General features: G+C 34.5%; 15 protein-coding genes. 12 read left to right on the top strand and 3 right to left on the bottom strand.

Features of this window, described 5'->3' with window-relative positions; genetic code table 11:
• Positions 1-11 precede the first annotated feature (11 nt).
• The 6 genes from FLAVO9AF_RS14795 to FLAVO9AF_RS14770 all read left to right on the top strand — a co-directional run bounded on the left by FLAVO9AF_RS14795 (position 12) and on the right by FLAVO9AF_RS14770 (position 4,682).
• The gene (locus FLAVO9AF_RS14795; protein WP_159690581.1) at positions 12-1,376 is read left to right on the top strand and encodes a hypothetical protein; all 1,365 of its coding nucleotides are present in this window, start codon (positions 12-14) and stop codon (positions 1,374-1,376) included.
• A gap of 6 nt (positions 1,377-1,382) precedes the next feature.
• Positions 1,383-1,934 carry a hypothetical protein gene (locus tag FLAVO9AF_RS14790; protein WP_159690578.1) on the top strand — a complete coding sequence of 184 codons (552 nt, stop codon included), beginning with the start codon at positions 1,383-1,385 and terminating at the stop codon, positions 1,932-1,934.
• 174 nt (positions 1,935-2,108) lie between these two features.
• Positions 2,109-2,861, top strand: coding sequence for a LamG domain-containing protein (locus tag FLAVO9AF_RS14785; protein WP_159690575.1), 753 nt, complete (start codon positions 2,109-2,111; stop codon positions 2,859-2,861).
• Between the two features lie 164 nt (positions 2,862-3,025).
• A complete protein-coding gene (locus tag FLAVO9AF_RS14780) occupies positions 3,026-3,418 on the top strand; it encodes a hypothetical protein (RefSeq protein WP_236552331.1) in 393 nt (130 codons plus the stop codon).
• A 3-nt stretch (positions 3,419-3,421) separates the two neighbouring features.
• Entirely contained in the window at positions 3,422-3,982 is a 561-nt protein-coding gene (locus tag FLAVO9AF_RS14775; RefSeq protein WP_159690572.1) for a YceI family protein, read from the top strand.
• A 58-nt stretch (positions 3,983-4,040) separates the two neighbouring features.
• Positions 4,041-4,682: an O-methyltransferase gene (locus FLAVO9AF_RS14770; protein ID WP_159690570.1), complete on the top strand. Its 642-nt coding sequence runs from the start codon at positions 4,041-4,043 to the stop codon at positions 4,680-4,682.
• 173 nt (positions 4,683-4,855) lie between these two features.
• Here FLAVO9AF_RS14770 and FLAVO9AF_RS14765 read toward each other — a convergent pair whose 3' ends face one another.
• From FLAVO9AF_RS14765 to FLAVO9AF_RS14755, 3 genes are all read right to left on the bottom strand, one after another.
• Positions 4,856-5,425, bottom strand: coding sequence for a phosphatase PAP2 family protein (locus FLAVO9AF_RS14765; protein ID WP_159690567.1), 570 nt, complete (start codon positions 5,423-5,425; stop codon positions 4,856-4,858).
• Positions 5,425-5,829: a twin-arginine translocase TatA/TatE family subunit gene (locus FLAVO9AF_RS14760; RefSeq protein ID WP_159690564.1), complete on the bottom strand. Its 405-nt coding sequence runs from the start codon at positions 5,827-5,829 to the stop codon at positions 5,425-5,427. Before FLAVO9AF_RS14760 ends, FLAVO9AF_RS14765 begins: the two co-directional genes overlap by 1 nt.
• Before the next feature lie 143 nt (positions 5,830-5,972).
• The gene (locus tag FLAVO9AF_RS14755; protein ID WP_159690562.1) at positions 5,973-7,256 is read right to left on the bottom strand and encodes an acetyl-CoA hydrolase/transferase family protein; all 1,284 of its coding nucleotides are present in this window, start codon (positions 7,254-7,256) and stop codon (positions 5,973-5,975) included.
• Positions 7,257-7,454: 198 nt separating this feature from the next.
• On the opposite strand from FLAVO9AF_RS14755, the gene FLAVO9AF_RS14750 reads away from it, so the two are divergent.
• The 6 genes from FLAVO9AF_RS14750 to FLAVO9AF_RS14725 are packed head-to-tail and all read left to right on the top strand — an operon-like array spanning position 7,455 to position 14,007.
• The gene (locus FLAVO9AF_RS14750) at positions 7,455-8,099 is read left to right on the top strand and encodes a leucine-rich repeat domain-containing protein (protein ID WP_159690559.1); all 645 of its coding nucleotides are present in this window, start codon (positions 7,455-7,457) and stop codon (positions 8,097-8,099) included.
• A gap of 14 nt (positions 8,100-8,113) precedes the next feature.
• Entirely contained in the window at positions 8,114-8,902 is a 789-nt protein-coding gene (locus FLAVO9AF_RS14745) for a DUF2490 domain-containing protein (RefSeq protein ID WP_159690557.1), read from the top strand.
• Between the two features lie 6 nt (positions 8,903-8,908).
• Complete coding sequence (locus FLAVO9AF_RS14740; RefSeq protein ID WP_159690554.1) at positions 8,909-9,586, top strand: TetR/AcrR family transcriptional regulator; 678 nt, start codon at positions 8,909-8,911, stop codon at positions 9,584-9,586.
• On the top strand, positions 9,586-11,244 hold the full coding sequence (locus FLAVO9AF_RS14735) for a peptidase domain-containing ABC transporter (protein ID WP_159690551.1): 1,659 nt from the start codon (positions 9,586-9,588) through the stop codon (positions 11,242-11,244). Before FLAVO9AF_RS14740 ends, FLAVO9AF_RS14735 begins: the two co-directional genes overlap by 1 nt.
• A 4-nt stretch (positions 11,245-11,248) precedes the next feature.
• Entirely contained in the window at positions 11,249-12,607 is a 1,359-nt protein-coding gene (locus FLAVO9AF_RS14730) for an HlyD family secretion protein (protein WP_159690548.1), read from the top strand.
• Positions 12,607-14,007, top strand: a complete 1,401-nt coding sequence (locus FLAVO9AF_RS14725; RefSeq protein WP_159690545.1) for a TolC family protein — start codon at positions 12,607-12,609, stop codon at positions 14,005-14,007. The genes FLAVO9AF_RS14730 and FLAVO9AF_RS14725 overlap by 1 nt, the downstream gene beginning before the upstream one ends.
• Positions 14,008-14,164: the final 157 nt, after the last annotated feature.

The following is a 14,164-nucleotide window of genomic DNA, read 5'->3' as shown; positions in this document are numbered from 1 at the left end:
ACTAACAACAAATGAGAGTAATTTATTTTTTAGCAGCCGCTTTATTAAGCTTAACTGCTGCGCAAGCACAAGACCGATTTGGACAAATACAAAACTTAATTCCAAGAGACAAAACAGGTATCAATCAATTTGATGTTAAAAAAGATACTGTTGAATTCAAAGGTTTAAGTATCGATTTAGGAGCTGCATTTGCTTTGCAATTTCAAGGGGTAAAATCGTTCAACGACCATAATTATGCACCAGGTCAATACCGATTGAATAACCTAGAGAACAACTTTAACTTACCAACAGCTAATATGACTATTGGTGCTCAATTGTATGATGGGGTACGTGTAAACTTAGATTTGTACTTAGCTGCAAGACACCACAACGAAACTTGGGTAAAAGGAGGTTATTTACAAATTGACAAATTAGACTTTATCCAAAAAGACTTCTTGAAAGATTTCATGAAATATGCAACTATCAAAATTGGTCAAATGGAAAACAATTATGGTGATGCTCACTTTAGAAGATCTGATAATGGAAATGCTTTAATGAATCCATTTGTAGGAAATAATATTATGGATGCATTTACGACTGAAATGGGTGCTGAACTCTACTATAACAGAAATGGTTGGGTAAGTATGATTGGAGTTACCAACTCTAAGTTGAACCAAAATGTTAAAGAAATTGTCCCAGCTGCACCTGGCAGAAACACTACTATTAGCCCAACTATAATAGCTAAATTAGGTTATGACAAACAATTGAACGACGATTTGAGAGTACGTTTAACAGGGTCTGTTTCACATGTAGCGAACTCAAGTGGTAACTTATACTCTTCTGACAGAGCTGGAAGCCGTTTTTATGGTGTGATGACACATGCAACTAGTAATTTTCCAGTAAACGGAAATAACGTTGCAATTGCTGACAACTTCGACCCAACTTCAAACTACACAACAGGCCGTTTCAATCCTGCATTTGGAAACTGGGCTACTTCGTATATGATTAACCCTTTTGTAAAATATAAAGGTCTTGAAGTATTTGGTACTATTGAAATTGCATCTGGTGGAAATAAACAAGGTGACGAAACAAAACGTACTGTAAATCAATATGTAGGTGATGTTGTATACCGTTTTGGTACTAACGAAAAATTCTATGTAGGAGCTAAATACAACTTAGTATCAGGTAAATTAGCTAACGCTGATATTGAAAAAATTAACATCAACCGTTTTGAAGCAGCAGCAGGTTGGTTTATGACTAAAAACATTCTAGCAAAAGTAGAATACGTAAATCAAAACTACAAAAACTTCTCTGAATTCAATGCAAACGGAACTCCTAATGACTTTTATGGTGGAAAATTCAACGGTGTAATGTTTGAGGCTGTTATCACTTTCTAATACAAAATGAATAACAAGATAATATTAGGATTATTGGGTGTAGTACTTCTCTTTACATTGGGAAGTGCTGCACCCAATTTTCATTCTTATGATTCTTCTATTATCATAAATAAAATTGAAATCAATATAACTGGAATGTCCACGGTAGGCAAATACAATTGTAGTACGACTTTTTTCAAAAAGGACACTATTGTACTTAATGTTGCCAACAAAAATTGTATAAAAGCCGAAATTCCAATGGTCAAATTTGATTGTGGAAACAGAATTATGACCAAAGATTTACAATCTACTGTAAAAACTACACAATTCCCTTCTAGCCTCGTAACCATTACCGACATAAAGCCCTATGGTAATTATTACAAATGCAACCTCACTTTTTTGATTACCAACAAAACATTGAGATACAAAGATATTGTTATGACAAAAGACAATAACAAAATTCAAGGAGTGATTGCACTAAACTTCTCTGATGTTGGGCTTATTCCACCAGTTAAAATGGGGGGACTTATAAAAGTAAAAGACCAAATTGCTGTCAATTTTAGTCTCTATAAATTTTAGCAAAACAAAAAACAAATAGTAATAGCAAGTAACCACTTATTAAAGGTGGTTTTTTCATTTTATAAAAAGAAACTAGTCGTTGAACGAGTTTTAAAACCGTTTAACGTAAAAGTTTTAAATCTGAAAAAAAAGAGTTTAGTTTTGGTTAACTACTTTTCATTTAAGACTTTAGCTATGAAAAAGACAATACTATATACTTTACTCTTATCCTCCACGCTTAATTTCTCCCAAACTCCCATTCACGACTTTAGTTTTGACGGCACTTTAGTAAATGCTGAAAAAACAACTACATTTATGGGTAATGCAAAATTCACCAAAGATCGTTCAGGAGTAGACAAGAAAGCAATTCGACTTACCAACGAAGGTTTGGCAGCAAACATTGGTAATTTACCACAAACCAATTCACCTAGAACAATTACCATTTGGATAAAATTCAATGATATTACGAACTCAAATTACATTTGGGGTTATGGTTCGGGTACAAATAATCAATTTTGTGGACTTATTCATCAAGGAACTACTACCGACGAATCATTGTTGAACATAGCTGCATGGGGTTATAAAAATGATTTTATAACAACTATTCCTTTATTCAAAGATGTTTGGTACAACTATACCTATGTTTATGATGGAAAATATGCCAGCATATATCGAAATGGTGTTTTGATTGAAAGTTTCAGTGCTCCAAACAGAAACACTTTAGGATCTGTTTTTAAACTTGGGAACATAAATTCTTTAGTTAGTATCAATGCAGATATTGATGAATTAAAGATTTTCAATGTAGCTCTTACTCCAGACGAGATTGTGAACCAATACCATATTGGTGCATCTTTAATAATAGTCGAAGCTGCTCCAGTAATCAAAAAAGGGAAAGGAACATCAAAAAGCAAACCTTCCAATACAAAAGCTCTTGCTTTGAACAAGTAATTCATTACTAAACCACTCTGTACTGAAAGTGCAGAGGTTTGTTTTACGAGGGACTGAAAGTCCCTCACTTATTGGTCTCATTTTAAGGTTTTAAACCCTAAACTGCGGCCAATAAAGACACAGGACGTTTCAACCCAGGATTTGGTAACTGGGCAACATCTTATATGTTTAACCCTTTCATCAAGTATAAAGGATTTGAGTTCTTTGGAACATTAGAATTTGCTTCTGGTGGAGATGGTAGAGGTGTTGACACAAAAAGAACGGTTAATCAGTATGTGGGAGATATAGTGTATCGTTTTGGAAGTGAAGAAAAATTCTATGTTGGCGCCCGTTACAATGTGGTTGATGGAAAACTAAAAAATGCTGATGCCAACAATATTTCAATAAATCGATTCGAAACTGCAGCTGGATGGTTTATGACTAAAAATATTTTAGCTAAATTTGTATATGTAAGTCAAAATTATAAAGATTTCTCTCAATTTGTGGGTGGCAATCCGAATGACTTATATGGTGGAAAATTTAACGGAATATTGTTCGAAGCAGTAATCACCTTCTAATAAATGCAACAAAAAATATCTTTATTTTTAATTGGTTTGGCACTTATCTTATTAACGGTAAGTGCCAAACCTTTTTATTTTTATCAAAAACTACCAAAAGTAATTCATAAGATAGAGATTAAAATTAAAGGAAATTCTACCGTTGGAAAATATACTTGTGCGACTATTTTATACAAAAAAGATACCCTAAACACAGAAGCCTTAGAAAAAAACATCATTAAAGCTTCCATCCCAATGACCAGCATTGATTGTGGCCATAGAATAATGACCAAAGATTTACAAAGCACCGTAAAAGTCAAAACGTTCCCGAATAGTTATGTAACCATTAGCAATCTAAAATTTACAACCAATAACACTTACAAATGCACTTTGGTTTTTACTTTAACCAATAAAACACTGACTTACAAAGATTTTGTTTTGACCTATTCCAAATCAACTCAGCAAGCAACTGGTATATTGCCACTTACATTCTCTGATTTAGGTTTAAGTCCGCCTGTAAAAATGGGTGGAATCATAAAAGTTAAAAATGAGATTGAAGTAAACTTTGATTTGTTTTTTAAATAACGAATCAAATTAGCTGGTGAATTAATACCTTTGCAGCTAGAAACAAAAACCACTTCGAATGCATTTTTTATCTCAAGATTTAGAGGACTACATTGAGCAACATTCAGAAAAAGAGCCTGCACATCTAGCGGCCTTGAACAAAGAAACCTACCAAAAAATTTTATTGCCTAGAATGCTAAGCGGTCATTTTCAGGGAAGAGTTTTGAGTATGCTTTCTAAACTGATTCGTCCAAAGAATATTCTTGAAATTGGAACTTACACTGGCTACTCGGCTTTGTGTTTGTGCGAAGGAATGCAAGAAAATGGACAACTACACACGATAGACATCAAAGAAGAATTGGTTGATTTTCAGCGAAAACATTTTGACAAATCGGCTTGGGGCCATCAAATTGTACAGCATTTAGGAGAAGGAACTGATATTATCCCAACAATTGATTTGACATTTGACTTGGTTTTTATTGATGCCGACAAAGAAAACTACTTGAACTATTTTGAACTTATTGTTCCGAAAATGAACAAAGGCGGCATTATATTATCAGACAATGTTTTGTGGAGCGGTAAAGTTGTAGAGCCTTTGCAAAAAAATGATTTGAGTACCAAAGTCTTATTAGAATACAATCAACTCTTAGCCAACGACCCAAGAGTGGAAACCGTTTTGCTTCCTATTCGAGATGGATTGACGGTGAGCAGAGTGCTTTAAATCCCTATACGTCTTATCAAAATACGGTTCCTAGCCCAGATGGGAATGAAAATCCTTTTGGGTTGAACGGTATTTTTTCTTGACTAAAAAAAGCGACTGGAAGAAGCTCTTTTTTGGTCTTAGAAAAAACGGTTTCAAGCCAAAAGATTGTAATGTACAGCTGGATGATGCTCCTAATTAGTAATTGGAAAATACTTTTTTTGAAGAATTTGATACCCTTTATAGGTTAGAAAACCAAAGGTGAAACCACAAAAATATCCTGTAAGAATGTCTATTGGATAGTGCAAGCCTAGGTAAATTCGGCTATAGGCAAAAATCAAAGGCCATAAGAAGAGCAGCCCGAAATACTGAAACTTTTTTCGCAACACCAAAAACAAGAAGCTAGCCACCGCCATAGAATTGGCCGCGTGACCTGAGAAAAAACTAAAAGAATTTCTGGATTGCACGACGCGAATTATGGTATTGATGTCGGTATTATTGCAAGGACGCAAGCGTTGAAACGTATTTTTGACCAAATTGGTTGTCTGGTCTGTAAATGCGATTAAAGCTGCAACAAAGAGTAATAAAAAGAGTGTTTGCTTGGCTCCTACTTTTTTGTAAATGATGTATAAAAGCAACAAAAATAAGGGAGTCCAATTGACTTGTTTGGTGATAAACAACCACAAACCATCGAAGGTCTCAGAACCTAAACCATTTAAAAAAACAAACAACTGAATGTCTAATGCTTCTAGCTTTTCTAACATTACATTTGTCGTTTTATTGGTCCTTCAGCTTCCTTGCTTTCTTCAGTAGTAGGCGTTTCGGTTGCAGAAGGTTTTCCTTCTACGGCATTTGATGCATTGGTAATTTCGGAAGTAAAATTAGTAGCAAAACTAGTAATCGAATTGGCAGAATCGCCTAATAGATTTTGTTTGGCTTTATCTATTTCGGAATTGATTCCTCCCGTTAAATCGGTTAATGTTTTTTGGTCCAATCCGTTGGCCTCTGCTCCTTTTTGAATTTCGTTTTTAATATCGTTTGTAGCGTGTTTTAGCTGTGCCATCGCTTTGCCCATAGTACGAGCAATTTCTGGCACTTTATCAGAACCAAACAACATCAAAACGATGAACATAATAAAAATTAATTCTCCTCCTCCTATTCCAAACATAAGGTTGATTTTTTTGTTGCGACAAATATATTAATTTTAATACAGTTGCTTTTTAAATATTTCATAAAAAAGAGGCGTTCTGACAATTGACACAACACCACTTTCTGTAATACAACTTAATTGTTGTTCATTTTATGCAACTACTAAAATCGTCTTCCTGTATTTAGCAAATCAAAATAGGCTTTATCAATCCATTCTTGATGATTGGGATGTGCAATTTTTATCATTTCCATTGCTCTATCTTTAAGTGTTTTGCCATACAAATCTGCGATTCCGTTTTCGGTGATGATGTATTGCACGTGCGAACGGGTTGAAACAACTCCAGCTCCTTGTTTCAAAAAAGGCACTATCCTACTCGCTCCATTTTTGGTTACCGAAGGCAAAGCGATAATTGCTTTTCCGCCTTCGCTTAAAGAGGCGCCACGAACAAAATCCATTTGACCACCTACGCCAGAATACATACTTCCGCCAATTGAATCTGCACAAACTTGTCCAGTAATGTCTACTTCTATAGCCGAATTAATAGCGACCATTCTTGGATTTCGTCTGATTTTGGCTGTATCATTTACATAGGATGATTCTCTTAACTCAATAAATGGGTTATCATTTACAAAATCATACAATCGCTTTGAACCCAACATAAAGGTTGAAAGCACACGTCCGCGAGTCACTCCTTTATAATTGCAATTGATGACATCTTTTAAGATTAAATCAATTACACCATCGGAAAACATTTCGGTGTGGAGTCCCAAATCTTTATGATTCATCAAATTAGCCAAAGCCGCATTTGGAATCGAACCAATTCCTAGTTGTAGCGTACTTTTATCGTCGATTAATGAGGCAATATGTGCGCCTATTTTGGCTTCGAGAGGCGTTATTGCTTCTTCTTCTTTTTCGTGTATTGGACAATCTACATCGACTAAAAAATCTATTTCGGATACGTGCAGGATTCCGTCACCAAAAGTTCTTGGCATATTTGGATTTACTTGTGCAATAACCGTTTTGGCACTTTCTATAGCTGCGACTGTTGCCTCTACAGAAACCCCTAAGGAACAATAGCCGTGATTGTCTGGTGGTGAAACGTGTATAAAAACGACATCCAACGGAACTACTTTTTTTCGGAACAAACGCGGCAATTCACTTAAAAAAACTGGTGTGTAAGAACCATTTCCTGCTGTTAGTGTGTGTCGAACATTTTTTGCAATAAAAAAAGAATTCACGTGAAAGCTTTCTGCCAATTCTGGATTGGCGTATGGTGCAGGACCTTCGGTATGTAAATGACAAATTTCTACATTTCTCAATTCAGAAGCTCTATCCGTCAACGCTTTTGTAAGTACATTGGGTGTAGCTCCAGCGGCGTGAATGTAGACTCTTTCATTTGATTGCACCACTTTTACTGCTTCGGGTGCGGTAACGTATTTACCCATAATTATTGTGATTTATGCTCATAAAGATAGCTTTTATATCTTTTAATTGAAAAAAATCAAAGGAAAACAATTGCTTTTTTAGAATTAATCAAAACACAATAAAAAGTTAAAACTTTTATCAATTAAAAGTAATACTATTACTTTTGTAATCAAAATAACTTTTTTGTAATACAGTTACTCATTAAAAAAATAATTACTATGAAAACATTGGTTGGTTATGTATTGGTTTTGGTATTTGGATTACAACTGAGTTGGGGGCAACAATTAGACACCCTACAAACAAAAAAAACATATACCAATTGGGAACAGGCTGTTAAAGACCCTGAAAAAGTATATCGCTTGAATTTAAGCAATCAGTCTTTGCAGCTAGACTCTCCATTGTGGTCTAAATTCAAAAACTTAGAATATTTAAATTTAAGTAATGACCATCTCAAAACATTGCCAAAGGGGATTACAAATTTAAAGAAATTAAAAGTTTTAGAAATTAGCGGTAATGATTTTACTAAAGTTCCTGAAGAAATTAGCAAAATAGAAAGCCTTGAAGAAGTTTATCTGAATGAATTCAAAAACATCAATTTACCTAAGTCTATCGAAGCCTTGGCAAAACTTCCTAAACTTACGATGCTTCACTTAGAAAACAATAATTTGGAACGCTTACCTAGTGAAATCGCTTTGTTGAAAAACTTAGCACAATTGTATTTAAATCAAAATCGTTTTAAAGAATTTCCAAAAGAAGTAAGAGGACTAAAGCATTTAGAACAATTGGATATCAAAAATAACGCTGTTCCAATTCCTATGAATCCACAGGAAAATATGAATTTTGGATTTAGAATTAATTTTTAATGAAAACCATTTGGATGAAAAATAAATTATTCCTGCTTTTTTTAGCCATAAGCCAGCTAACTTTTGCTCAAAGTACTCGAATTACAGATAACAATTCGATTGGATGGCTAAACTATATGGGAACTTTCAAACTAGATTCAAAAATAAGTCTTCACACAGAATTCCAATGGCGAAGAGACGAATGGATTAAAGACAAACAACAAAACTTGCTTCGTCTTGGTATTAATTATCAAATAGACCCCAAAGTACAATTGCGCGTTGGCTATGCATTAGCAGAAACCTATCCGTATGGCGATATTCCAATCAACGGATTTGGGAAAGATTTTACGGAACACCGAATGTATGAAATGGTAACACTTACCGACAAAATAAAAATGGTAGAACTGTCACATCGCTTTATGCTAGAACAGCGTTGGGTAGGAAGATATTCTACTGCCAATCTTACCAAAGAAGACGATTACTTATTCTCAAACCGCTTCCGTTATATGTTCCGAGCACAAGTTCCATTAAAAGGAGAAACCATTGGTAATCAAACGCCTTATCTGGCGATTTACGATGAAATTCTGATTGGATTTGGTAATAATGTTAACGAAAACATCTTCGACCAAAATCGTTTTGGATTGCTTTTGGGATACAAATTCAACAATACTTTTAGGCTAGAAGCGGGATACATCAATCAAATTTTACAATTGGGTCGCGAGGTAAACGGACGAAACGTAATACAACACAATAACGGATTTATCATTAACACCATATTTAACTTTGATTTACAAAACAAATCTAAAATAATATCGAAATCATAATTGCAAATGGATAGTATTTTAAACAACCTAAAAATCCAAGTAAACAGCAAAATCTATGTAAAAGACCCTGAAACTTCTACTTTGGGAAAAAAAATCATTGAGCATAGCATTTTATTAATCAACGAAATTGGTTTTGAAGAGTTTACCTTCAAAAAACTGGGCGAGTTAATTGGTTCAAACGAAAGTTCTATTTACCGCTATTTCGAGAACAAACACAAATTATTAGTATATTTATCTTCCTGGTATTGGAGTTGGATGGAGTACCGGTTGGTCTTTTCGACCAATAACATTACCAACCCTCTTGAAAAGCTAGTTAAAGCCATACAAATTGTAACTGAAAAAGTTGAAGACGACCAAGCAACAACTCACATCAATGAGAGCATTTTAAACAAAATCATTATCCAAGAGTTTACAAAAACCCTGCATACAAAGGATGTAGATGAAGAAAACAGAGATGGTTTCTTTTTGATTTATAAGCGAGTGATTAATAGAATTGTACAAATGGTTCACGAAGTCAATCCTGAATATCCTTTTGCCAAAAGCTTGATTTCATCGATTATGGAAGGAGCTTCACATCAACATTTTTTAATGAATCATCTAAAAACCATCACCAATTGTAACGATGAGGTCAGCCCATCTGATTTTTATACGCATTTAATAACGACTCTTTTAAAACAAAAATAATGACACCATTACAACGCTATTTCAAATTATTGTTACTAGACAAAAAAGATGTCTATCAAATTATATTTTACGCCATTTTTGCTGGTTTGGTGAGTTTATCACTTCCTTTAGGCATACAAGCTATTATCAATTTTATTCAATCAGGGCGCGTTACGGTTTCTTGGGTTGTTTTGGTAATTTTTGTGGTTATCGGAGTGGCTTTAGTTGGAATTTTATCATTAATGCAACTTCGAATCACCGAAAATTTACAGCAAAAAATCTTTGTTCGTTCTTCTTTTGAATTTGCTGCACGTTTACCTAGAATCAAATTTGAAGAATTATACGATTCTTATCCTCCTGAATTAGCCAATCGTTTCTTTGATACAATGACTATTCAAAAAGGGACTTCAAAATTATTGATTGATTTTTCGGCTGCCTTACTACAAATTTTATTTGGTATCATCTTGCTGTCATTCTATCATCCTTACTTTATTATGCTGGGCTTTTTATTGCTGGTATTACTGTATTTAATCTTTAAATATTCGTATTTCATAGGATTAGAAAACAGTTTAAAAGTTTCTAAATACAAGTATAAAGTAGCGGGCTGGTTGCAAGAAATGGCGCGCAATAATTATAGTTTTAGAAAAGAACGCAACTATGATTTTGCCTTGCAAAAAAATGACAAATTCGCCAGTGAATACCTCAATTACAGAGAATCCCTTTTTAATGTTTTAAAAAGACAATTCAGTCATTTGATTGTTTTTAAAATCATTATCACCGCTAGTTTACTTTCAATTGGAGGGTATTTGGTAATTTCTCAGGAAATGAATATTGGTCAGTTTGTGGCTGCCGAAATCATTATTTTATTAGTAATCAATTCTGTAGAAAAAATCATTCTAGGATTAGAAACGCTTTATGATGTATTGACTGCTGTTGAAAAAATAGGACTAGTAACAGACTTGACAATGGAGGAAGACACCAACTATGAAGCCAACAAATGTTTTCACGCCATAACACTTACTACAGAAAGTTTAAGCATTCAATTTCCTGGTTCTGCTAAGAAAATTTTAGACAATATCAATCTAAAAATAAACCAAGGAGAACGCGTTTTTATAGAAGGAAAAAATGGCTCTGGAAAAACGACGCTGATTCGCATTCTGTCTGGTTTGCTGCAATCTTCAGAAGGTGCTTTCTATATTAATGACGATACGTTCAGAAAAATTAATCTTAAGCAATACCGCTCTCAAATTGGCAATATTATTCATAGTGAAACTCCTTTTGAAGGGACTATCTTGGATAACATTATCTTCAACAACCCAGATTGTTCCGATGAAGATTTGAAATGGGCTTTGGATGGAGTACAACTTACCCCTTACATCAAATCATTACCAAAAGGACTAGAAACACAGATTTTCCCTGAAGGACAACAACTATCATCATCGAATGCACAAAAGATTCTGTTAGCAAGAAGTATTATTAACAAACCAAAAGTGCTGTTTTATGAAGACCCAACGGATGCTATGGATGAAAAAGTAGCCAATGAAATCATTGATTTCATTACATCAGATATAAATAAATGGACGATAATAGTTTCATCTAAAAATCCGTATTGGAAGACAAAATGCAACAGATTCCTCACTATGGAAAAAGGTCAAATCATTTCAGATATAAAAAAATAACATTATGTTGAATATTTCAGAAGGCAACAAAACCAGCTTAGAATCCTTACAACGCTATAAAACCGTTAAGAATTTAAGTAACAGACCGCATTATAAAATATTAAACCGAATCATTTGGACAGTTTCGATTTTGGCGGTTATCGCACTATTTTTACCTTGGACACAAAACATTTCGGGCTCTGGAGCCGTAACTACATTAAAACCCAACCAAAGACCACAATCTATTCAGAGTGTGATTTCTGGACGAATTGAGAAATGGTATGTACAAGAAGGAGATTATGTAGAGAAAGGTGACACTATTATGTTCATTTCAGAGATTAAAGAAGATTATATGGACCCGAATTTGGTAGCCAATACCAAAAATCAAGTCAATGCCAAGAAACAGGCTTTGCAATCTTATGGTTCAAAAGTAACCACACTTTCTTCTCAAATACAAAACATAGAAAACGAAAGAAAACTCAAATTAGAACAAGCCCAAAACAAAATCAAACAAGGTTTGTTGAAAATAAAAAGCGATTCGACAGATTTAGAAGCGGTAAAAACCCAACTCAAAATCGCCAACACACAATTTAATCGTGCATTACAATTAAACAAAGAAGGTTTAAAACCCCTAACTGACGTGGAGGAAAAAAGGCTAAAACAACAAGAAGTTGAGGCTAAAATCATTACCCAAGAAAACAAACTTTTGACCAGTAAAAATGAGTTTATAAATGCAAAGGTTGAATTAGGAAGAATTAATGCAGAATATGGCGAAAAGGTTTCTAAGGCACAAAGCGACCAATTTACCGCATTGAGCAATCAGTTTGACACTGAGGCGCAAGTAAACAAATTAGAAAACCAATATGCCAATTACAGCATCCGAAACGGAATGTATTACATCAAAGCGGTGCAAAGTGGTTACATCAACCGTGCGATTCAAGCGGGAATTGGAGAAACCATCAAAGAAGGAACACCAATTGTTACCATTATGCCTGCAAAATATGACATTGCGGTTGAAACTTTTGTAAATCCTGTTGATTTGCCTTTAATCAAAAAAGGAGAAAAAATCAGAGTTTGGTTTGATGGATGGCCAACTATTGTCTTCTCTGGATGGCCTGATATGTCTTATGGAACGTTTGGAGGTCAAATTGTTGCCATCGAAAATTTCATTAGTGAAAACGGAAAATTCAGAGTATTGATTGCTCCTGACCCCAACGAATCTCCTTGGCCTAAACAACTGAGAGTGGGCTCTGGCGCTGAGACTATTGCGTTGTTAAACACCGTTCCTGTTTGGTTTGAAATCTGGAGAACCTTAAACGGATTCCCTCCTGATTACTATAAGACAACAAAAAATGACAAACAACCCATTAACGCAAAAAAATAATGAAACAGTTCCTGATTGTTTTCTTACTATACGGTACTTTTTTACAAGCACAAAACACTACTGCTGTTAGCCCAAATAACGAATTCAGCTATAATGAGTTTTTGGGCTATGTAAAAAAATACCATCCTTTAGTAAAAAATGCCGATTTAGAAATCACGCGTGCACAAGCCAATTTGATGATGGCCAGAGGTGGATTTGACCCAAAGATAGAAGTCGATTTTGACAAAAAGCAGTTCAAGGATAAAGAGTATTACTCTATTTTGAATAGCAGTTTTAAAATTCCTACTTGGTATGGAATAGAGGTTAAAGCGGGTTTTGATAACAACGAAGGAATTTACTTGAACCCTCAAAATACGGTTCCAAATCAAGGGTTAACCTCTTTCGGGATTAGTGTGCCGTTGGGTCAAGGTCTTTTGATTAACCAACGAATGGCAGATGTTCGCAAGGCTAAAATGCAAGTACAATTGAGTCAAGCCGAAAGAAAACTTGAAGCCATTGCGGTTTTGTATGATGCCTCGATTGCTTACTTCAATTGGAAAAGAAACTATGATGAAGTTCAGTTATACAAAGTCTATCAAAAAAATGCTCAAATACGTTTTAAAGGTATCGAAAGCTTAATCCAACAAGGAGACAAACCTGCAATTGATAGCGTGGAAGCTGGAATTATTGTAAAAAACAGAACGCTAAGTTTGGAGGATTCTGAATTGAAATTAGCCAAAGCCAAATTGGAGCTTTCCAACTATTTGTGGTTGGACAACAGTATTCCGCTAGAACTTTCGGATGCGTTGATTCCAGAAAGTAAATTGGCCACTACGATTCAGGAAACCTTACGCACGAATGATTTACAAAATCAAGATTTTTCGATAACAAACCATCCAAAAATCAATGCGTTGGAACGCAAAATAGATATGCTCAATGTAGACCGAAAACTCAAAGCGAATGCCTTATTACCTAAAATCGATTTGAGTTATTCGTATTTATCGGAACCCAGTTATATCGACAATTATCAATTTAATGATTATAAGATTGGAGTGAATTTTGCCTTTCCTTTATTTTTAAGAAAAGAACGAGGAGGCTTGAAATTGGCACAATTTAAAGTACAAGAAACGCAATATGCTTTGAGCTTAGAAAGAGTACAATTGACCAACAAAATTACGGCTCAAAAAACAGAAATCACTTCGCTTACTAAACAACGCAGTTTGATTGAGGGCTTGGTTAAAAATAATGAAACAATGCTGCAATCTGAGGAACGATTGTTCTCGTTTGGAGAAAGTTCTTTGTTCTTGATTAACACCCGTGAGAACAATTTGGTTTCGGCTCAACTGGCGTCGATTGCTTTGGAAAATCGGTTTTTGATTTCGAACTCGGAGTTGTTTAAGATTATGGCAAATCCTGATTGATTTTTTGGGGGTTAAAAAACATATAAGTCATAGAAGTTTTGGAGTAAAACTATGGTTGTTTTTTGAACCATATAAGAAATTGAAGAACATATAAGGTTGATTAAAATCCGTTAAATCTGTGTAATCTGTGGCTAAATTTAACCGCAAAGGTCGCAAG

Origin of the sequence: Flavobacterium sp. 9R, assembly GCF_902506345.1 — a bacterium.
In the GTDB taxonomy this organism is placed as follows: domain Bacteria; phylum Bacteroidota; class Bacteroidia; order Flavobacteriales; family Flavobacteriaceae; genus Flavobacterium.
Note: the sequence above shows the minus strand (reverse complement) of the source record. Positions and strands in the feature narration are given on the sequence as shown.